The organism is Roseicyclus marinus (assembly GCF_030163795.1).
Lineage (GTDB): Bacteria > Pseudomonadota > Alphaproteobacteria > Rhodobacterales > Rhodobacteraceae > Roseicyclus > Roseicyclus marinus.
Map to the genome: position 1 here is coordinate 1 of NZ_JASJOF010000003.1, position 18,759 is coordinate 18,759.

The 18,759-nt window shown below is 66.5% G+C and carries 20 protein-coding genes and 1 tRNA gene; 10 read left to right on the plus strand and 11 right to left on the minus strand.

The window, feature by feature from the left end; translation table 11 throughout:
* Positions 1-1,573 (minus strand): PAS-domain containing protein (locus tag QQK63_RS05025; RefSeq protein WP_284283178.1); only part of this gene is annotated, 1,573 nt, incomplete at its 3' end.
* A 120-nt stretch (positions 1,574-1,693) separates the two neighbouring features.
* A complete protein-coding gene (gene regB / locus QQK63_RS05030; protein ID WP_277825085.1) occupies positions 1,694-3,100 on the minus strand; it encodes a sensor histidine kinase RegB in 1,407 nt (468 codons plus the stop codon).
* Between the two features lie 140 nt (positions 3,101-3,240).
* Here regB and QQK63_RS05035 point away from each other — a divergent pair, with 140 nt between their 5' ends.
* The 3 genes from QQK63_RS05035 to QQK63_RS05045 all read left to right on the plus strand — a co-directional run bounded on the left by QQK63_RS05035 (position 3,241) and on the right by QQK63_RS05045 (position 5,092).
* Positions 3,241-3,882 (plus strand): SCO family protein, encoded by a 642-nt coding sequence (locus QQK63_RS05035; protein WP_277825087.1) that lies wholly within the window; start codon positions 3,241-3,243, stop codon positions 3,880-3,882.
* 94 nt (positions 3,883-3,976) lie between these two features.
* The gene (locus QQK63_RS05040) at positions 3,977-4,534 is read left to right on the plus strand and encodes an ActR/PrrA/RegA family redox response regulator transcription factor (protein ID WP_277825089.1); all 558 of its coding nucleotides are present in this window, start codon (positions 3,977-3,979) and stop codon (positions 4,532-4,534) included.
* A gap of 57 nt (positions 4,535-4,591) precedes the next feature.
* Entirely contained in the window at positions 4,592-5,092 is a 501-nt protein-coding gene (locus QQK63_RS05045; RefSeq protein WP_277825091.1) for a hypothetical protein, read from the plus strand.
* A 3-nt stretch (positions 5,093-5,095) separates the two neighbouring features.
* Here the strand turns inward: QQK63_RS05045 and QQK63_RS05050 are convergent, their stop codons facing one another.
* Positions 5,096-5,590, minus strand: a complete 495-nt coding sequence (locus QQK63_RS05050) for a GNAT family N-acetyltransferase (protein ID WP_277825096.1) — start codon at positions 5,588-5,590, stop codon at positions 5,096-5,098.
* The gene (locus QQK63_RS05055; RefSeq protein ID WP_277825098.1) at positions 5,587-6,183 is read right to left on the minus strand and encodes an HD family hydrolase; all 597 of its coding nucleotides are present in this window, start codon (positions 6,181-6,183) and stop codon (positions 5,587-5,589) included. The genes QQK63_RS05050 and QQK63_RS05055 overlap by 4 nt, the downstream gene beginning before the upstream one ends.
* A 224-nt stretch (positions 6,184-6,407) precedes the next feature.
* Here QQK63_RS05055 and ahcY point away from each other — a divergent pair, with 224 nt between their 5' ends.
* Both ahcY and QQK63_RS05065 read left to right on the plus strand, forming a co-directional pair.
* Positions 6,408-7,793 (plus strand): adenosylhomocysteinase, encoded by a 1,386-nt coding sequence (gene ahcY, locus QQK63_RS05060; RefSeq protein ID WP_277825100.1) that lies wholly within the window; start codon positions 6,408-6,410, stop codon positions 7,791-7,793.
* A gap of 180 nt (positions 7,794-7,973) precedes the next feature.
* Positions 7,974-8,315: a DUF2853 family protein gene (locus QQK63_RS05065; RefSeq protein ID WP_277825105.1), complete on the plus strand. Its 342-nt coding sequence runs from the start codon at positions 7,974-7,976 to the stop codon at positions 8,313-8,315.
* A gap of 336 nt (positions 8,316-8,651) precedes the next feature.
* On the opposite strand, the gene QQK63_RS05070 is transcribed toward QQK63_RS05065, so the two are convergent.
* The 3 genes from QQK63_RS05070 to tsaD are packed head-to-tail and all read right to left on the minus strand — an operon-like array spanning position 8,652 to position 11,094.
* On the minus strand, positions 8,652-9,065 hold the full coding sequence (locus QQK63_RS05070; protein WP_277825107.1) for an EVE domain-containing protein: 414 nt from the start codon (positions 9,063-9,065) through the stop codon (positions 8,652-8,654).
* A gap of 5 nt (positions 9,066-9,070) precedes the next feature.
* Positions 9,071-10,015, minus strand: a complete 945-nt coding sequence (locus QQK63_RS05075; RefSeq protein ID WP_277825109.1) for an NAD(P)H-dependent glycerol-3-phosphate dehydrogenase — start codon at positions 10,013-10,015, stop codon at positions 9,071-9,073.
* The gene (gene tsaD, locus QQK63_RS05080; RefSeq protein WP_277825132.1) at positions 10,012-11,094 is read right to left on the minus strand and encodes a tRNA (adenosine(37)-N6)-threonylcarbamoyltransferase complex transferase subunit TsaD; all 1,083 of its coding nucleotides are present in this window, start codon (positions 11,092-11,094) and stop codon (positions 10,012-10,014) included. The genes QQK63_RS05075 and tsaD overlap by 4 nt, the downstream gene beginning before the upstream one ends.
* A 47-nt stretch (positions 11,095-11,141) precedes the next feature.
* Between tsaD and QQK63_RS05085 the strand changes: the two genes are divergently transcribed.
* The 5 genes from QQK63_RS05085 (at position 11,142) to QQK63_RS05105 (ending at position 15,487) form a co-directional block, all read left to right on the plus strand.
* Positions 11,142-11,852 carry a uroporphyrinogen-III synthase gene (locus QQK63_RS05085; protein WP_277825134.1) on the plus strand — a complete coding sequence of 237 codons (711 nt, stop codon included), beginning with the start codon at positions 11,142-11,144 and terminating at the stop codon, positions 11,850-11,852.
* A 172-nt stretch (positions 11,853-12,024) separates the two neighbouring features.
* Positions 12,025-13,413: a COG4223 family protein gene (locus tag QQK63_RS05090; protein ID WP_277825136.1), complete on the plus strand. Its 1,389-nt coding sequence runs from the start codon at positions 12,025-12,027 to the stop codon at positions 13,411-13,413.
* A 9-nt stretch (positions 13,414-13,422) separates the two neighbouring features.
* Entirely contained in the window at positions 13,423-14,889 is a 1,467-nt protein-coding gene (locus QQK63_RS05095; RefSeq protein WP_336618795.1) for a heme biosynthesis protein HemY, read from the plus strand.
* 97 nt (positions 14,890-14,986) lie between these two features.
* Positions 14,987-15,062, plus strand: a tRNA-Thr gene (locus tag QQK63_RS05100).
* 194 nt (positions 15,063-15,256) lie between these two features.
* Complete coding sequence (locus QQK63_RS05105; protein ID WP_277825138.1) at positions 15,257-15,487, plus strand: sulfurtransferase TusA family protein; 231 nt, start codon at positions 15,257-15,259, stop codon at positions 15,485-15,487.
* Here QQK63_RS05105 and QQK63_RS05110 read toward each other — a convergent pair.
* From QQK63_RS05110 to QQK63_RS05125, 4 genes are read right to left on the minus strand one after another with little or no spacing between them, the layout of a single operon-like run.
* Positions 15,471-16,754 carry a molybdopterin-binding protein gene (locus QQK63_RS05110; RefSeq protein ID WP_277825140.1) on the minus strand — a complete coding sequence of 428 codons (1,284 nt, stop codon included), beginning with the start codon at positions 16,752-16,754 and terminating at the stop codon, positions 15,471-15,473. The genes QQK63_RS05105 and QQK63_RS05110 overlap by 17 nt on opposite strands.
* Positions 16,751-17,242, minus strand: coding sequence for a molybdopterin-guanine dinucleotide biosynthesis protein B (gene mobB / locus QQK63_RS05115; RefSeq protein ID WP_277825142.1), 492 nt, complete (start codon positions 17,240-17,242; stop codon positions 16,751-16,753). Before mobB ends, QQK63_RS05110 begins: the two co-directional genes overlap by 4 nt.
* Entirely contained in the window at positions 17,239-17,850 is a 612-nt protein-coding gene (mobA, locus tag QQK63_RS05120) for a molybdenum cofactor guanylyltransferase MobA (RefSeq protein WP_277825144.1), read from the minus strand. The genes mobB and mobA overlap by 4 nt, the downstream gene beginning before the upstream one ends.
* Entirely contained in the window at positions 17,847-18,722 is an 876-nt protein-coding gene (locus QQK63_RS05125; protein WP_277825146.1) for a formate dehydrogenase accessory sulfurtransferase FdhD, read from the minus strand. Before QQK63_RS05125 ends, mobA begins: the two co-directional genes overlap by 4 nt.
* Between the last annotated feature and the right edge of the window lie 37 nt (positions 18,723-18,759).

The following is an 18,759-nucleotide window of genomic DNA, read 5'->3' on the forward strand; positions in this document are numbered from 1 at the left end:
CCGCCTCGAACCGCACGGCCAAGGCACCGCCCGCCAGCGGCCCGGCGCGCAGCGCCAACCGACTGCCGTCGCGGCGCGCCAGAACGGCCGTCACATCCCTGCATCCGGCCCTGCGTGCAGCCACATCATGGATCTGCTCCCAGCAGTCGGACGGCAGGCAGTCGGCCTGCCAGTGCCGCACCGCATCGGCCAAAGTCGCGGTCGGCCCCTCCGCCACCTCCGCCTCGGGCCAGAGCAGGTGATAGCCCTGATTGACCAGCATCCGCCGCCCCTCCCCCGAAAACACCGCCGTGGCTTCGGGCAGGGCGTCGATCACCGCCTTGTGCAGGTCCAGATCGCCGCGGAACTGCCGGGTCAGCGTCACCTCCGCGGTGATGTCCTCGAACATGAAGGCCACCGCACCATCGGGATGCGGGCGGCCAATCACCCGCAGGCTTTGACCGCAGGGCAGGGCCCAGACATCCTCGTAGGTGCCCTGCTCGGCCCGCTCCTCCAACCGGGCGATGGCATCGCGCCAGCCGCGGTAATCCTTGGGCTCCGGCATCCGCTGGCGGTCCCGCAACGCGTCCAGAAAGGCCACCAGCCGAGGCCGCCCCGACAGAAAGGCGGGCGGCAGCGTCGACAGCGTGACCAGCGCGGGATTGAACAACACCAATTCACGTTGCCGGTCGAAAATGGCCAGCCCGATGGGCAGATGGGCAAAGGTCTTGGACAGGGTCTGCACGAAATTGCGCAGCGCGGTTTCGGCGGCCACCAGCCGGTCGATGGGCGTCGCGCAAAACACGGCCCCCTCGCCCTGCGGCACCGCCGCCACCTCGAACCAGAGCGGCGCAGCCTCGGTTTCACCCGCCTCCCGCGTCGGGGTCAGACTGCACCGGCGCGGGCTTCCCGGTTCGGGCAAAGGCTCCAACAGCCCCCCGAACAGCGCAGGCACCGGCCAGATCCCCGTCGACGCCGCCCGCCCCGACACAAGATCGACCAACGACAAGTAACCCGCATTGGCCCAGATCACGCGCCCCGCCCCATCCTCGGTCCAGATCGCGGCCCCGCCAAGGTCCAGCGCGCGGCGCAAATCCTCGGTCTCGGACTGCATCGCCTTGAGCACAGGCACATCGACGACCTCGCGCCCGGCTCCCGCGTCCGGCGGCCCGACCGTCACCACGATCCGGCCCTCGACGGCACAACCCGCAACCGACAGCGCATCGCCCCCGAACCGCCCCGTCAGCACAAAGGCCTCGCCACCTCGCGCCAGCGCGGCAAGCCGCCCGGGCAAATCGGGATGCAACCCGCCCAAGGCCCGCGACAGATCGCGAAAGGCCGCGCTGCGGTCCGCGTCGGGCGGCAGGAAGGCATCGTTGGGATCGACCCCCGACACAAGGTATCCCTCGTGGAATTCGTAGCGGCGCAAGGCATCGACCAGCATCGGCGCGCGCCCGGGATAGGTCCGCATCACGCCCCGCCCCGACATCGTCCCCAAAAGGATCAGCGCAAACAGCGCGCTGAGCAGGCTGATCCCCCCGAAAAGAGCCATGTCGAAAAGATCGGCCTGCATATGGCCACCCCACCGGAACATCTACCGGGAAAGCTTTGCTCCCAAAGGATTAACAGGGCGTTAAGCCTTGGGCGGCAAATCGAAATCCGCAAAACCCGTTGGGCCGACCCGGCGGTCCGATGCGCGACGGGCCCCGGCTGGTCACGGAGCGAAGGGGCGGTTTTCCCCCAAGGGTCCGGTCGCCTCGGTCAGCGGCACGCCGATCGCCGCCTGTGGCCAGACGACTTCCACGATGGCACCGCTGCGCTCGGCCTTGTCTTCGGCCGACAGGAACGGGTCGGAGGCGTTAAGGAACATGACCCGCGCGCCTGACCGCTCCAAAAGGGTCTTGGCGATGAACAGGCCCAGACCCATCCCCTCGTAACCGGGGCGTGCGGGGCTTTGGGCGCGGGCGCGGCGGCTCAGGAACGGATCGCCCAGACGGCCCAGCAAATCCTGCGGATAGCCCGGCCCGTCATCGGTGATCCTCAGCCGGATCTCGCCACCGCCCCAGCTGGCATCGACCCAGATCTGGGTCGCGGCGAAATCGACCGCGTTCTGCACAAGGTTGCGCAAGCCGTGAATAACCTCTGGCTTGCGACGGATGATGGGCTGCCCCTCGGGCGCGCCGGGATCGGCAAGGAAATCGTACAGGATGGCGATGCCCCGCCCGGCATGGGGCTCGGCCGCTTCGCGCACCACCGCGCCCAGCGGCGCGGAGCGCATGTGCAGATCGTCCTTTCCGGCCCGGCCCATGGACCGCAGGATATCGCGGCAGCGGTCGGCTTGATCGCGGATCAGGCGCGCATCCTCGGCCAGGTCGGGCTGGCCCTCCAACTCCTCGGCCAGTTCCGTCGACACCAGCTTGATCGTGGCCAGCGGCGTCCCCAACTCATGCGCCGCCGCCGCCACCACGCCCCCCAGATCGGTCAGCTTCTGCTCGCGGGCCAGCGCCATCTGCGTCGCCAGCAAGGCTTGGCTCATCGAATGGGTTTCCGAGGTGATCCGCCGCGCATAGGCCGACAGAAAGACAATCCCGATCACGATGGAAATCCAGAAGCCCAGGATGAACAGATCCGGCAGGCGCAAGATCTCGCCGCTTTCGGTGGCCAAGGGCACATGGAACATCCCCAGAAGCGAGATCATCACGATCGCCAAAAGCCCCAGGATCGTCGTCGATCGCACCGTCAGCGCCGTGGCCGAGATCGTGACCGGCGCAAGGATCAAGAGCGCGAACGGGTTGTTCAACCCGCCCGTCAGGAACAACAGGAAACTCAGCTGCGACAGGTCGAACAAAAGCGTCAGCATCGCATCGCGATCCGACAGGCGCTGGTTCTCGGGAAAGATCGTCATCGCGATCAGGTTCGAGATGACCGAGGCCCCGATGGCGAGGAAACACAACCCCAGCTCGATCCTCAGCCCCAGATGCAGGGAGGCGATCACCACCGTCACCGTCTGCCCAAGGATCGCGAGCCAACGCAGCACCAGAAGCGTGCGCAGCCGCACCCAATCACTGCGGGCATCCTGGCTGACCAGGTCCAGCGCCGGATCGGGCGTAGCATTCACCATGGGGGAGGGCTTTCTGTCACAGGCGCGGCATCGTGAATTGATAGGGCGCGCGGCATAGGTAATCAACTCTGACCGACAGGGCCGGCGCGCACCGCACGGTGCCGAAAACCCGCCAAACCGACAATCCGCGAGGACATGCCATGACCCGCACCTATGCTCTTGCCTCGGCCGCGCTGATCGGGGTGCTCGTGATCGGGGCCGCCGTCGCCGTCTATCTCGGCCAGGTGCGCCAGACCGCCTCGACCGATCCTTTCGGCCAATGCCGCGCCAGCGTCGTGGCGGGCGGCGCGGGCGCGATCGGCGGGCCCTTCACGCTCGTCACCGAAACCGGCGAGACCGTGACCGACGCCGATGTCATCACGCAGCCGACGCTGCTTTATTTCGGCTATACCTTCTGCCCCGATGTCTGCCCGCTCGACGCCGTGCGCAACGCCGAGGCCGTCGATATCCTCGAAGCCGATGGCTATGACGTCCTGCCCGCGATGATCTCGGTCGATCCCGACCGCGACACGCCCGAGGTCATGGCCGCCTTCACCGACAACGTGCATCCCCGCATGTTGGGCCTGACCGGGACACCGGAACAGACCGACGCGGCGGCGCGCGCCTATCGCGTCTTCTACCGCCTGAACCGCGAAGGCGATGACCCCTATTACCTCGTGGATCACTCGGCCTTCACCTATCTCGTGCTGCCCGGACATGGCTTCGTCGAGTTCTTCAACCGCGAAGCCACCCCGCAAGAGATGGCCACGCGCACGGAATGTTTCGTGGATGCAAGCGGTTGAGACTGTCACGATCACTTGCGCGCGCTAAATTGACCGGTCAAGACGATTGCCTGTAAGAAGGTTCAACCGCTGAACGACCGGAAGGAGACGCCGCATGTCGCAGGAGCGCACCCAAAGGGATATCGGACCCGACAAATCCCTGCTGCTCGTCGACGATGACGAACCGTTCCTGCGCCGTCTGGAACGCGCCATGGAAAAGCGTGGCTTCGAGGTGGAGGCGGCGCTTTCCGTCGCCGCCGGCAAGGCCATCGCCACCGCCCGCCCGCCCGCTTTCGCCGTGGTCGACCTGCGGCTTGAGGATGGCAACGGCCTCGACGTCGTGGAAACCCTGCGCGCCAAGCGTCCCGATTGCCGGATCGTCGTCCTGACGGGCTATGGCGCCATCGCCACCGCCGTGGCGGCGGTCAAGATCGGCGCGACCGACTACCTGTCGAAACCGGCGGATGCCAACGACATCACCTCGGCCCTTCTGGCCGACGATGAAGAGATGCCGCCGCCGCCCGAAAACCCGATGTCGGCGGACCGCGTGCGCTGGGAACACATCCAGCGCGTCTACGAGCTGTGCGACCGCAACGTCAGCGAAACGGCGCGGCGGCTCAACATGCACCGCCGAACGCTGCAACGTATTCTCGCCAAGCGCAGCCCGCGCTAAGAGAGCGCCGAACGCGCCCGACCCCGAGTCGCGCCCCGCCTGCCCGGAGACCGAACGATGCACCTGCGTGCCCTGATGATCCTTGCCACCACGCTTGCGCTTGGCGCCTGCGTCACCACGTCCCGCGAACCGGCCCCGCCGGTCCTGACGCTGGACGCGCAGGGCATCCAGCCAACCGTCAGCCAGCTCCGGATCGATTTCGGCCGCGCGCAGCCCGGTGTGATCGACACCGTCACCCGTCTCCTGGGCGATGGGCCCGAGGCGGTGACGCTGAATGCGGACTGCGGCGCGGGCCCGGTGACATCCGCCACATGGGAAGACGGCCTGACCCTGAACTTCCAGGACAATGCCTTTGTCGGCTGGGTCAACGCCGACCCCGATCTGGCCGTGGCGGGCGGGTTCCGCGCCGGGCAACCCCGGATCGAGATGCCGCAGACCTCGTTCCAGATCACCACGCTCGGCACCGAATTCTCGCGCAGCAACATCAGCGGCATCCTGACCGAAGGCGACGCCGCGATCCGCCTGCTCTGGGCCGGAACCACCTGTTTCTTCCGCTGAGCTTCAACGCAGGTCGTAGCGTTTCAGGATCTTGTCCACGACCTGCCCGTCGGCCATCCGGTAACCGGTGATCCGGCCATAATCCTCGAACCCGCGGGATTGGTAATAGATCAACCCGCCGCCATTGTCGGCACGGATGTTGGCGTTGATCCACCCGTAGCCCAGCGCGCGGGCGGCGCGGGCCGTGGCCTCGAACAGCTTGGACCCGATCCCCAATCCCTGCCGCCCCGGCTTGGCGAAAGTCGCGATTTCCGCCGCCTCGGGCGGCAGGTATTCCGCCCCCGGCGCGATCCACTGGAACCCCACGATCTCGCCCCGCTCGGTTTCAGCCACATGCCAGGCCGAGGACCCGGGCGCCCGCCGCATCCAGTCGCGGATATCTTCGGGCGTGATGCGGCCCGTGATCGCCGTTGTGCCACCGATGGCGATCACCTCCGACAGGATCGCCGCCATGTCGCGGGCATCGAGGTCATGGGCGGGCCGGACCGTGACCCTCATAGCGCCGCCATCAAGTCCGCATGGCGCGCGGTATAGGCGTCGCGCACCGCGACCGGCGGGCGCAACACCAGCTGCAGGCCCGCCGTCAGCGCCGCATCCGGACGGCCAAAGAACCGGTCGGCTTCGGCCTCCGAAAACCCGGCCAACTGCACCGCCTCCAACCATGCCGAAACCCGATCCGCCTGCTTGATCAGGGTCTTGACCGGCTTGGGCAGCACGGCAGGCAAGCCGAAGCGCAGGTGGATCGCCGCGGTCAGCCGTTCATCGAGCGCCCCGTAGCCGGGGCCCACCGCCGCCTTCACCGGGCTGATCATGTCGCCGATCACGTATTCCGGCGCATCATGCAGCAAGGCCGCCAATTGCCATTTCGCCCCCCAACCGGGCGCAAGCCGGCCGCAGATCTGTTCCACCAGCAGCGAATGTTCGGCCACCGAATAGGCGAAATCGCCCCGCGTCTGCCCGTTCCAGCGCGCGACAAAGGCAAGACCATGGGCGATATCCTCGATCTCGATATCGACGGGCGTCGGGTCGAGCAGGTCGAGACGGCGGCCCGACAGCATCCTCTGCCAGGCGCGGGGGGGCGGTTTGGGCATGGCGACCTCCGGCGTTGGCGCTTGATAGCATCTGCCGGATTGGGGGCCAGCCCCCAAACCCCCGGAGTATTTGGAAAGCAAAGACGGCAAAGACTGGCGATGAGCTTGTCACATGTTGGCGGATCGGCACGCATCGCCGCGGCCGGACCACCTGCCATTGCCGCACCCCACCCTTGGTGCTAAGTGCGCCGCAACGGAATTCCGATCATCGAAGGACAGTCGACGTGACCGATTACATCGTCAAGGATATCGCATTGGCCGATTACGGCCGCAAGGAACTGGACATCGCCGAAACCGAAATGCCGGGCCTGATGGCGCTGCGCGAGGAATACGGCGAGAAAAAGCCGCTCAAGGGCGCGCGGATCGTCGGCTCGCTCCACATGACGATCCAGACCGCGGTCCTGATCGAGACGCTGGCGCATCTGGGCGCCGATGTCCGCTGGGCCTCGTGCAACATCTTCTCGACGCAAGACCATGCCGCAGCCGCGATCGCCAAGGCCGGCATCCCGGTCTTCGCCATCAAGGGCCAGACGCTGGAAGAGCATTGGGATTACCTCGACAAATCCTTCATGTTCCCCGAAGGCCCGAACATGATCCTCGACGATGGCGGGGATGCGACGCTCTACATCCTTCTGGGCGCACGCGCCGAAGCGGGCGAGGAGATCATCCCCGTTCCGCAATCCGAGGAAGAAGAGGTCATCAAGGCCCAGATCAAGAAGCGGATGGCGGCAAGCCCCGGCTGGTTCACCAAGATGAAGAACCAGATCAAGGGCGTGTCCGAGGAAACCACCACCGGCGTTCACCGTCTTTATGAATTGCAGAAGAACGGCGGCCTGCCCTTCCCCGCGATCAACGTGAATGATTCAGTCACCAAGTCGAAATTCGACAACAAGTACGGCTGCAAGGAATCGCTGGTCGACGGCATCCGCCGCGCCACAGACACGATGATGGCAGGCAAGGTCGCCGTCGTCTGCGGCTATGGCGACGTGGGCAAGGGCTCGGCCGCATCCCTGCGCGGCGCGGGCGCCCGCGTGAAGGTGACCGAGGCCGATCCGATCTGCGCGCTTCAGGCGGCGATGGACGGCTACGAGGTCGTGCTGCTCGAGGACGTGATCGACAGCGCCGACATCTTCATCACCACCACCGGCAACAAGGACGTGATCCGCATCGAGCACATGCGCGAGATGAAGGACATGGCCATCGTCGGCAACATCGGCCACTTCGACAACGAGATCCAGGTGGCGGCGCTCAAGAACCACAAGTGGACGAACATCAAGGACCAAGTGGACATGATCGAGATGCCCTCGGGCAACCGCATCATCCTCCTGTCCGAGGGACGTCTGTTGAACCTCGGCAACGCCACGGGCCATCCGTCCTTCGTGATGTCGGCCAGCTTCACCAACCAGGTTCTGGCGCAGATCGAGCTTTGGACCCGTGGCGAGGCCTATGAAAACAAGGTCTATGTCCTGCCCAAGGTTCTGGATGAAAAGGTCGCGCGCCTGCATCTGGCCAAGATCGGCGTGAAACTGACCCCGCTGAGCAAAGACCAGGCCGATTACATCGGCGTGGCCCCCGAAGGTCCGTTCAAGCCCGAGCATTACCGCTACTGATCCGGTTTCCGGAATGGTTGGGGGCCGTCCGTTCGGGCGGCCCCTTCGCGTTTCAGGCCATCGCAATCGACCGATGTGCAGTTTTCCTTTTGGACAGGGCGCAGGGTCGCGTTAACGTCGCACCGGGCTTGGCCATGTGGGGGCAAGCCGTGTCTTGTGATTACGGGAGTGACTGCGCTTATGGGCAAAAGGGACGAACTGATCGCCAAATACGCGGACGATCTGAAAAACAAATGCGGAATGACGCCGGACATGGACCTTTTGGCCAAGGTGACCATCGGCTGCGGCCCCGCGATCTATGACGCCGACGCCTCGACCGTCGCGGGCAGCCAGCCGGGCGAGTTGGAAACGGTGAAGAAGAACTTTCTGGTCAAGAAGCTGGGCCTGAAGGACAGCCCCGACCTGGATGCCGCCATCGCCTCGGTGATCGAGACCTATGGCAAATCGGAGCGCAACAAGTATCGCGCCGTGATCTACTACATGCTGACCAAGCATTTCGGAAAAGAAGCCGTCTACGGCTGACGCCGGACGCGCCGCGTTTCAATGGCAACGGCCCGCCCCGGCGGGTCGTTTGCATTTTCGGCGAATGCGTCTCGAATGCGGCCGGCAATTCCTTTGCGCAGGCAAGGCTGGCCCTGTATCCCGATCTTGCGCCTGACCAGGACGGACGGGCCCGACATATCAACACGCGGAGCGAGTGAGCGTGTGGGTGGTGGAGGGTCCCGAGGGGTCGGGACCCTCCGTTTTTCACAAATCTTGACGGATCCTTGCGGGCTTCGGGTAAGGTTCACCCTTTGTCAGGGATCGGCCCGAAAAATTCACGCTTCGGTAATCTTCCCTACCAAATGCAGGGATGGCCTACAGCCCACCCATCTCGCAGATGATCGCCCATTCCTCGGGGGTCACGGGTTGAACCGACAACCGCGAATTCCGGACCAGAACCATCTCGGCCAGATCGTCCCTTGCCTTGATCTCCTCCAGCGTTACCGGGCGCGGCATCGCTTCTACCGCCTTCACATCCACGCAGTCCCAGCGCGGATTATCGCTGGTGCTGTCGGGATGGGCGGGCGCGATGACCTCGACGATGCCGACCACCGCCTTGTCGGTCTGGCTGTGGTAGAAGAACCCCCGGTCACCCGGCTCCATCTCGCGCATGAAGTTGCGCGCCTGGTAGTTCCGCACGCCCGACCATTCCTCGCCCGTGTCGCCTTTGGCCACCTGCTGATCCCACGACCAGGCATCGGGTTCCGATTTGAAAAGCCAGTAACGCATGGGTTTCACTCCGATTTCAGGGGCCTGTTCAAAAGCCTGTCGGCGATTTCCGCAACGCTCGCCCGACCATCGGCAAGGGCGGCGACGGCCTGCGCGATGGGCGTCTCCGCCCCCGGACGCGCCGCGATCTGGCGGGCGGTGTGCAGCCCCTCGACCGTCAGCTCCGGGTCGAGTGCGACACCCTGCGCCAGAGCCATGCCATAGCGGAAATTGCGCGATTTCTCGGACCCGCAGGTCAGGATCAGATCGCCCAGCCCCGACAGGCCCGACAGCGTCGCCTCTTGCCCCCCGGCGGCCACGGCGATCCGCGTCATTTCCGCCAGCCCGCGCGCCATCAGAGCCGCCCGCGCGCTGTCGCCCAATCCCGCCCCGATCACCGCCCCGGCCGCGATGGCGACCACGTTCTTGAGCGCCCCGCCCAGCTCCGCGCCGATCACATCCGTCGTTCGGTAAAGCCGCAAAGCAGGCAGGGACAGGCGTTCCTGCAAGCCACGGCCAACCGCATCATCGGCACAGGCCAAGGTCAGCGCGGTGGGCAAACCCGCCGCAATATCGACCGCGAAACTGGGACCGGTCAGTTGCGCCACGGTCGCGCCGGAGTGCCGCGCGATCAGCGCGGATGGGCCCAGACCGGTAGTCCGGTCGATCCCCTTGGCGCAAGAGACCAGCACACCCGCGCGCAAATCGCTGGCCGCCAGAAACCCGCCAAGGGTTTGCGTGGGCAGGGCCAAAAGCGCATAATCCCCTTTCAGATCAGATAGATCATCGGTCACACGTAGACCATCAGGCAGGCGGTGACCGGGCAGTCGGCGGGCGTTTTCGCGCGTCCGGCGCATCTCCTCCGCACCGTCGCGCGCCCAAAGGGTCACGTCATGGCCCGCCCGCGCATAGGCAATCGCCAAAGCCGTGCCAAAAGCCCCCGCACCCAGGATGTCGAGCCGGGCGTTCACGCCTTGGCCCCCTTTTTCCCCGAGCCGATCAGTGGTGCGGCGGCCGTGTCCAACGGCCAGCGCGGTCGGGCCGAGAGGGTCAGATCATCACGCTGCCCCACCTCGTGCAGCAAGAGCCCGGCAAAAGCGATCATCGCCGCATTGTCGGTGCACAGCGCCAAGGGCGGCGCGACAAAGGGCAGGCCCGCCGCCGCCGCGACAGCATCTAGCCGCGCGCGAAACGTGGCATTGGCGGCGACGCCCCCCGCCACGGCAAAGCCCGTCAGCGCCCCTTGCCCCTCCAGCGCGCGGGCGGATTTCCCGGCCAGCACATCGGCGACAGCCGCCTGAAACCCGGCGCAAAGATCGGCGCGATCCTGTTCGCTCAACCCGCCCTGTGCCGCGACCAGATCGTCGCGGGCGCGCAGAACGGCGGTTTTCAGGCCGGAAAAGCTCAGGTCGCAGCCGGGGCGGTCCATCAGCGGGCGCGGCAGGTCGAACCGGGCGGGATCGCCCGATTTGGCCGCGCGTTCGACCTCGGGGCCACCAGGCTGCGGCAGGCCCAAAAGCCGCGCGACCTTGTCGAAGGCCTCGCCCGGTGCGTCGTCGATGGTGCCGCCAAGCCGCCGGAATTCTTGCGGGCCATCGACGCGCAAGAATTGGCAATGCCCGCCCGAGACCAGCAGCATCAGGTAGGGAAACCGCATCCCATCGGTCAGAACCGGTGTCAGCGCGTGACCGGCCAGATGGTTCACCCCCAGCAGCGGCTTGCCCAGACCCATGGCCAGCCCCTTGGCCGCCATCACGCCCGACAGGACCCCACCGATCAGGCCGGGACCCGCCGTCACCGCAACGGCGTCGATTTCGGGAAGCGTCACGCCAGCCTCGGCCAGCGCCTGTTCCACCATGATATCAAGCTTTTCAGCATGGGCGCGCGCCGCGATCTCGGGCACCACGCCGCCAAAGGCCGCGTGCAGATCGGTCTGGCTGGCCACGACATTCGAGAGGATCACGGCCCTATCCCCGTCGCGGCGCAGCACGGCCGCGCCCGTGTCGTCGCAGCTCGATTCCAGGCCGAGGATCGTGAGGGGGAGGGGCATCGGGGCCTCGTTGCAGGCTTGCGCTTTGGCAGGTAACACTCGGGCTCATGTCTGACAATGCCGCGCCCCTCGTGATCCTGACCCGCCCGCGCGCGGCGTCGGAACGTTTTGTCGAGGCGTTGCGCGCCGATGTCGGACCGGTGGCGGTCACGATCCTGCCGCTGATGGACATGGCACCGCTTGTCGACAGCCTCGATCTCGACGGGGTGGCGGCGTTGATCTTCACCTCGGCCGCCGGGGTCGAGACCTTTGCCGGCCTGACCGATGACCGCAGCCTGAACGCGTGGTGCGTCGGCGATCGCACAGCAGAAGCCGCCCGCGACATCGGGCTCAAGGCGACCTCCGCCGGGGGCGATGCCGAAGCGCTGATCGCGCTGATGGCCGAGGCGCGGCCCGAGGGGCGGCTTTTGCACCTGCATGGCGCGCATGTCAGTGTCGATGTGGCCGACCGGCTTGCGCAGCACGGCCTGCGGGCCGAGGGACTGGCGATCTACGATCAGGTCAGCGTTCCGCCCGGCGATGCGATGGCGGCCGCGCTGGCGCATGACGGGCCTATCCTCGTGCCGCTGTTTTCGCCCCGCAGTGCACGGCTGTTCGTCGAAGCTGCGGGTCAGGCCGCGGATCGGATCCAGCCCGTCGTGATCAGTATCGCCACCCGGGACGCCCTGCCCGACGCGCTGGCCCAGCGCGCGACGGTCGCCGACACGCCAGACGCGCCTGCGATGATCCGCGCCTTGTCTTCGCTGATTTCTTCCTAGCCTCTGCTTGAGGGGCGGGGCACGCTGGTCTAGGCTTCCTTGGGCATCGGCGTAAGGTGTTCTGGACAGTTTCGAAACTTACAGCTGAAGGACGATTGTGGTGGCACGTGGAAGCTCGAAAAGTGCAGGCAGCACAAGCAATCGGCGCAAAACGTCGGACACGTCCTCGGCGATGGATGAAACGCTCAACCCCGGATCGACCGATGCTGGCGATTCGTCGCTTTCCCCCGCCGACAGCGTGACGGCAGCAGACGCGGACAGCATCGTCGCATCGGATACCCCCATCACAGCGGATACCGCTCAGACCGTTTCCGCATCCGACGAGACCGCCAGCGATACGGCCGGGTCCGCCGGCGACGACAGCGTGGCCGGCTCCGGCGATGGCGTGGAAGAGGCCGAGATTGTGGCCCCCTCGACCGGCGGCGACGAGACCGTCACGCTGATGACCGAGGATGCCGCGAGCGTCACGCCGCCACCGCCCCGCGCACCCGCCCCGCAACCCGCACCCCAGCGCGGCGGGCTTGTGCCCCTCGTCCTTGGCGGCGTGGTAGCGGCGGGCATCGGGTACGGCGCGGCCTACATGGGCCTTTTGCCGACCACCGGCCCGGCCTCCGACACATCGCAGACGACCGCCATAGCCGAGGCGCTGGCAACGCAGGCCGAAACGCTCGCAGCGCTTCAGGCACAGGTGGCCGAGTTGGCCGCTACCCCCGCCTCAGGGGCGGCAGCATCCGAAATCGACCTGACGCCGGTCACAGACCAGATCGGCGCGCTGGCCGGTCAGATCGAAAGCGCGACGGCAACTCTGGGCAGTCTGGCCGACAGGGTCGCCGTGCTGGAGGATCGGCCAGTATTCAGCGGCGACATCACCGCCGACAGCGCCGCGGCGCTTGAGGCTGCGACCGCGTTGGAGGCCGAGCTTGAGGCGCAACGTGCCGCCGCCGAGGAACAGGCCGCGACGCTTCAGGCCGCCGCAGAAGCCGCCGCAACAGCCGCCGCCGAAGCGGAAGCGCAGGCTGCCGCCGCGGTCGCAGAGGCCGAGGCGCAAGCCGCAGCCGCGCTGGCGCGGGCCGAAGCCGATGCGGCGCTGGTTCAGTTGCAAGTCGCGCTCGAGACAGGCGCACCCTTTGCCGACGCGCTGGCTGCACTTGGCGAGGTGACCGAGGTTCCACCCGGTCTTGGCGATCTGGCCGCGTCCGGTGTGCCGACCTTGGGCGCGCTGCAGGCCGATTTCCCCGCGCTTGCCCGTGCCGCGCTGCCCCGCGCCTTGCAGGAGGCGGCGGGCGACAGCATGGGCGACCGGCTTGGGGCTTTCGTCATGGGCCAGATCGGCGGACGGTCGGTCGCGCCGCGCGAAGGCGACGATCCGGATGCCGTGCTTAGCCGGATCGGGGCCGCGATCGAGGCGGGCGAACTGGACACCGTGCTGACCGAACTTGCCGCGCTACCCGAAGGCGCGCAGGCCGAACTGGCCCCGTGGGCGGCAGGCGTGCAGGCGCGCGCCACGGCGGTCGACGGTTTGGCCATCCTGTCCGACGCGCTTGCGTCCAGCGGTAACTGAAGGGACACCATGATGCTTTGGTCCTTGCTCAAAGTCGTGATCTTCATCGCGCTGGTCGCCGGTCTCACCTGGGGGGTGGGGCTGCTTATGGAAATGGGGGAACTGGCCACCCTGACCGTGGTGGGGCGCGAATTCGTCCTGACCCCGCTTCTGGCGGTTCTGGGCGCGCTGGTGCTGTTGCTGGCGGTTTGGCTCTTGTTCAAAGCCGTCGGCCTTCTGGTCGCCACCTTGCGGTTCCTGAACGGCGACGAGACAGCGATCAGCCGCTATTTCAACCGCCGCGCCGAGCGCAAGGGATACGAGGCTTTGGCCGATGGGATGATGGCGCTTGCCGCTGGCGAAGGCCGTTTGGCCATCCGCAAGGCGGAACGGGCCGAGAAATACCTCGGGCGGCCCGAGTTGACAAAACTTGTGGTCGCACAAGGCGCCGAGATGGTGGGCGATGCGGCCCTCGCCACCGAAACCTTCAAGGCTTTGGTCGCCGATGATCGCACGCGCTTTGTCGGTGTGCGCGGATTGATGAAGCAGAAACTGGCCTCGGGCGATACGGAAACGGCCATGAAACTGGCCGAGAAGGCGCTCGCGATCCGCCCCAAGAACGAAGAGGTGCAGACCACGCTGCTGCAGCTTCAGGCGCGGCACGAGGATTGGGCCGGCGCGCGTGCGACCCTGGCCGCAGCGCTGAAATCCGGCAACCTTCCCCGCGACGTGCACAAGCGGCGCGATGCGGTTCTGGCACTGGCCCATGCCCGCGACGCGATGGCCGAGGGCAAGATCGCGGATGCCGTCCGCGACGCCGAGGCGGCACAGGCCATGGCGCCGGGCCTTGTTCCCGCCGCCGTGATGGCGGGCCGTCTTGCCATCGCCGATGGCAAGACCAAGCATGCGACCAAGATCCTGAAATCCGCCTGGGACATGAACCCCCACCCCGATATCGCGGCAGCCTTTGCCGAGATCGCGCCCGATGAAACCCCGGCAGAACGGTTGAAGCGGTTCAAGCCCCTGATCGCGAAACATGCCGGCACGCCCGAGGCGCGGCTCTTGGAGGCCGAGTTGCAGATCGCGGCCGAGGATTTCCCGGCCGCCCGTCGTGCCCTTGGCGATCTCCCGCAAACCAATCCGACGGCAAGGTCGCTGACCATCATGGCGGCGATCGAACGCGGCGCAGGGGCCGAGGACCGCGTCGTGCGCGCCTGGCTTGCCAAGGCGGTCACCGCTCCGCGCGGCATGCAATGGGTCTGCGACGCCTGTGGTCATATCCATGCGGAATGGCGTCCGGTCTGTTCGCATTGCGGCAGTTTCGACCGGCTGAGCTGGCAGGAAGTGGCGCAAAGCGACGCTGCCCTCATGGGTCCGGCGCAGATGCTGCCGCTGATCGTGGGATCGCTGGAGGATCGGCGGAGCGCGACCGCGACGGAGGCGGAAGAGGCCGAAGTCGTCCCCTCCGACACCGAAGCGGCCAAAGCCGAAAATTAGGGGCTAGGAAACCCCCGGCGGGCTTGCTAATAGCCCGCCACATGCCAAGCGCATGACGGATCGGGATCAGATTTTCCCCTGTCCGTACGAGAAGAATGCCGCTGTAGCTCAGCTGGTAGAGCACGTCATTCGTAATGATGGGGTCGGGGGTTCGAGTCCCTTCAGCGGCACCATTCTTCTCTTCTAAATTCCTTGCATCTTCTCTGTATACCGTGCGTGGCCCGCAGAAGATCTCAGCTTGTCCAGCGTCGGTGGCGGGCCCGCGTGATTGGCTTGGCTTGCGGGTGTGGCGACACCCACGCTAAATGGCGGGACGGTCACCGGGCGCGCCTCGGGCGACGGGGCAATCGCGGGGGAGCAGACACAAATGGCTGAGGATGAGACTCTGGACACTTTGGGCCTGCTATGTCCGCTGCCGGTTCTCAAGGCGCGCAAACGGCTGAGGGCGATGCAGCCCGGGCAGGTTCTGCGGCTTTTGGCCAGCGATCCAGCGGCGGTGGTGGATGTGCCGCATTTCTGCGCCGAAAGCGGTCACGAGCTTCTGGGTGTCGAGGATGCGGGCGACGGCGCGCAGGCCTATCTCATCCGGCGGGCCTGATCCCGAAGGACGCGTAAGGCAGATAGCGCACCGGATCTCCGGGCGCGACGGTGCAGGCCCCGTCCGGCAATTCCACCAGACCCGTAGCCCAGCTCAAACCCGAAATCCGCCCCGACCCTTCGGAGGCAAAAACCTCGGCCGCGCCGGTGTCGGTCAGGCGCGCGCGCAGATATTCGCGTCGCCCAGCCTTCTTTCGCTTGGAAAAGGCGGCGGGCACGGTGAAGCCCTGCGGTGCGGACCAGCCTGCCCCCGACAAGAGCGACAGTGCAGGACGGGCAAAGACCAGCGCGCAGGTCATGGCGGCAACCGGGTTTCCCGGCAGGCCGAACACAGGCACACCATCCCAGAGCGCCAAGGCCAGCGGGCGGCCCGGCTTGACCGCGATCCGCCAGCTCGACAGCGTCCCGCGGTCGCGCAGGAGCCGAGAGACATGATCCTCATCGCCAGCCGAGGCCCCACCCGAGGTCAGGATGGCATCGGCATCGTGCGCGCCCCGATCCAGACGCGCCGCGATTTCGACCGCATCGTCGGGCGCGTGGCCCAGATCGATCGTTTCGAACCCCCACTCCGCCAGCAGCGCCAGCAGCATCGGGCGGTTGGCGTCGAAGATCTGGTGGGGCTGGGCGGGCGCGGCGGGGTCGGGCAGCAATTCGTCGCCCGTCGACAGGACCGCCACGCGCAACCGTCGATGCACCGCGACATGCGCCACACCCACCGCCGAGAGGAGCGCCAGATCGGCGGGCGTCAGCAGGTGGCCTGCAGGCAGGATCATCGCGCCTTCGGGCACATCCTCACCGGCTTGCCGCGTGTTGATGCCGCGCTTGACCGGCCCGTCGAAGGCGACGGCCTGACCATCGGTGGCGCAATCCTCCTCCAGCACCACGGTATCCACGCCATCCGGCAGGATCGCGCCGGTCAGGATGCGAATGGCGCGACCGGGCGGGACGGTATCGGCGAAAGGCTGACCCGCCGCCGCACGCCCCGGCACAAGCGGGAGGCGCTGCACGCCCTCACTGGTCGCGGCATGGGCAAAGCCGTAGCCATCGACAGCGGAATTGGGGCGCGGCGGGTTGGACCTGCGCGCCGTCGCGGGTGCTGCAAGGATCCGACCGTGGGCCGCAGCGGTGGTCAGGTCCTCGGTCCCGGTCACGGCATGAAGCCGCGTCCGCAAAAGCGCCAGCGCCTCGTCGACCGGCACCCATTCGACGCCTTGCGGCATGGCAAAGCAATCATTGCGCAGACGCGGGGGGATCAAGCCATCGGTCATAATCCCACCTCGGCACGGATGAAGGCCGCGATGCCCGCGACATCGTTCAGATCGAAGCAGGGTAAAGCCGTTTTCAGCGGCCCGTCGCTGGCGATAGCCCGGATCGTGGCGTTCTGTGGCGCGAGCAGATCGCGGCCAGTCGCCTTCCGCCAGGTTTCGATCTTGGGATGGGGGGCGGATTTGTAACCCTCGATCAAGACGAGGTCGCAGGGGTCGAGATGGGCGAGAAGATCGGCCAGTGGCGGCTCTTCTGCGCCGCGCAATTCTGTCATCAGGGCCCAGCGGACGGGCGAAGCGACGATCACCTGTGCCGCACCGGCCATCCGGTGGCGGTGGCTGTCGCGGCCCGGATGGTCGATCTCGGTCGCGTGGTGGGCATGCTTGACCGTCGAGATGCGCAAACCCTGCCCCACCAACTCGGCTACCAGCCGTTCGGTCAGCGTGGTCTTGCCGGTGTTTTTCCACCCGGTGACGCCGTAAACCCTCATGCCGCCCCCATCAGCGCCTCGGCCGTGGCGATATCCTCGGGCGTGTTGACGTTGAAGAACGGATCGAAGGGTGCGGCATCGAACACAGCCTGCCCGGCGGCATGGCCGTCGGTCCAGATCACGATCTTTCGCAAACCTCCGCTCAGGGCCGTGCGCAGGTCGTGGCGCAGGGCAACGGGCCAAAGGCCGAAGGTCGGCTGGCGCTGCACTCGTCCCGTGTCGTCGGGGCTGGCGGCCAGACACAGTCCGGATGGACCTGCATGTTCCATCAGCCGCGCCACCAGATCCCCGGGGAAAAAGGGCGTGTCGGCGGCGGCGGTCACGATGGCATCGGCACCCTGCGCCGCTGCCCAATCAAGGCCCGCCAGCACACCGGCCAGTGGGCCCGGATGGTCAGGCAGAGTGTCGGGCAGGATCGGCAGGCCGAACTCCTCCAGCCGCGCGGGATCGCCGTTGGCATTGATCGCCATCGCGGCGCATTGCGGGCCGAGCCGGTCGATGACGTGATCGATCAGGCGTCTGCCGCCCACCATGCGCAGCCCCTTGTCGCCGCCGCCCATGCGCGTTGCACGCCCACCGGCCAGAATGACGCCAAGCGGTCTGGTCATGCGTCATCCTCCGCACTCTTGCGGCGGTGGCGGCGGTCTTCTTCGGGGATGGATGCGAGATCTGCATCACGGATCAGGCGGCTTTCGCCGGACAGGCAGACGAAGCGCTGCCCGCGCATCCGGCCAATCAGCGTCAGGCCCAGTTGCTGGGCGATTTCCACGCCCCAAGCGGTAAATCCCGACCGCGAGGCAAGGATGGGAATCCCCATCATCGCGGTCTTGATCACCATTTCCGATGTCAGACGGCCCGTGGTGTAAAGGATCTTGTCGGCGGCGGGCACATCATGGTGGCGCATGAAACCCGCGATCTTGTCGACGGCGTTATGACGGCCGACATCCTCCATGTAGACAAGCACCTTGTCCTCCTGACACAGAACCGTGCCATGGATCGCGCCCGCGCTGAGGTAAAGCGACGGCAGCGTGTTGATCTGACGCGACAGGGCATAAAGCCAGCTGGTGCGCAGGGAAGCGGAGGGGAGCGTCACACCCTCCAGCCCCTCCATCATGTCGCCGAAGACGGTGCCGACCGCACAACCCGAGGTGCGGGTTTTTTTCTTCAGCTTGTCCTCGTAGCTGGTCTGGCGATCGGTTCGCACAACGACCGTCTCGATATCCTCGTCGTAGTCTATGCCGGTCACCGTATCGTCGTCGCGCAACATGCCTTGATTGCGCAAGAATCCCAGCGCGAGGTATTCCGGGTAATCCCCGATGGTCATCGCCGTGACGATTTCCTGACTGTTGAGGTAGATGGTCAGCGGCCTTTCCTCGACAACGGGCAGTTCCACCTCGGCACCGGTGTGGTCATGGCCACGCACCGCGCGCGTCAGGCGAGCAGCCGAGGGATCGGGCAAAAGGGGCAGGTTGGGCAGCATGGATGCTCCGGCGGTTCGGGACGGATCAGGTATATCG

What these genes read in the sequence shown, in the direction of transcription:
- regB (WP_277825085.1), bottom strand. Translation starts at nt 3,100, where the DNA reads ATGGTGAATGCTACGCCCGATCCGGCGCTGGACCTGGTCAGCCAGGAT.
- QQK63_RS05035 (WP_277825087.1), top strand. Translation starts at nt 3,241, where the DNA reads ATGACCCGCACCTATGCTCTTGCCTCGGCCGCGCTGATCGGGGTGCTC.
- QQK63_RS05040 (WP_277825089.1), top strand. Translation starts at nt 3,977, where the DNA reads ATGTCGCAGGAGCGCACCCAAAGGGATATCGGACCCGACAAATCCCTG.
- QQK63_RS05045 (WP_277825091.1), top strand. Translation starts at nt 4,592, where the DNA reads ATGCACCTGCGTGCCCTGATGATCCTTGCCACCACGCTTGCGCTTGGC.
- QQK63_RS05050 (WP_277825096.1), bottom strand. Translation starts at nt 5,590, where the DNA reads ATGAGGGTCACGGTCCGGCCCGCCCATGACCTCGATGCCCGCGACATG.
- QQK63_RS05055 (WP_277825098.1), bottom strand. Translation starts at nt 6,183, where the DNA reads ATGCCCAAACCGCCCCCCCGCGCCTGGCAGAGGATGCTGTCGGGCCGC.
- QQK63_RS05065 (WP_277825105.1), top strand. Translation starts at nt 7,974, where the DNA reads ATGGGCAAAAGGGACGAACTGATCGCCAAATACGCGGACGATCTGAAA.
- QQK63_RS05070 (WP_277825107.1), bottom strand. Translation starts at nt 9,065, where the DNA reads ATGCGTTACTGGCTTTTCAAATCGGAACCCGATGCCTGGTCGTGGGAT.
- tsaD (WP_277825132.1), bottom strand. Translation starts at nt 11,094, where the DNA reads ATGCCCCTCCCCCTCACGATCCTCGGCCTGGAATCGAGCTGCGACGAC.
- QQK63_RS05085 (WP_277825134.1), top strand. Translation starts at nt 11,142, where the DNA reads ATGTCTGACAATGCCGCGCCCCTCGTGATCCTGACCCGCCCGCGCGCG.
- QQK63_RS05090 (WP_277825136.1), top strand. Translation starts at nt 12,025, where the DNA reads ATGGATGAAACGCTCAACCCCGGATCGACCGATGCTGGCGATTCGTCG.
- QQK63_RS05095 (WP_336618795.1), top strand. Translation starts at nt 13,423, where the DNA reads ATGATGCTTTGGTCCTTGCTCAAAGTCGTGATCTTCATCGCGCTGGTC.
- QQK63_RS05105 (WP_277825138.1), top strand. Translation starts at nt 15,257, where the DNA reads ATGGCTGAGGATGAGACTCTGGACACTTTGGGCCTGCTATGTCCGCTG.
- QQK63_RS05110 (WP_277825140.1), bottom strand. Translation starts at nt 16,754, where the DNA reads ATGACCGATGGCTTGATCCCCCCGCGTCTGCGCAATGATTGCTTTGCC.
- mobB (WP_277825142.1), bottom strand. Translation starts at nt 17,242, where the DNA reads ATGAGGGTTTACGGCGTCACCGGGTGGAAAAACACCGGCAAGACCACG.
- mobA (WP_277825144.1), bottom strand. Translation starts at nt 17,850, where the DNA reads ATGACCAGACCGCTTGGCGTCATTCTGGCCGGTGGGCGTGCAACGCGC.
- QQK63_RS05125 (WP_277825146.1), bottom strand. Translation starts at nt 18,722, where the DNA reads ATGCTGCCCAACCTGCCCCTTTTGCCCGATCCCTCGGCTGCTCGCCTG.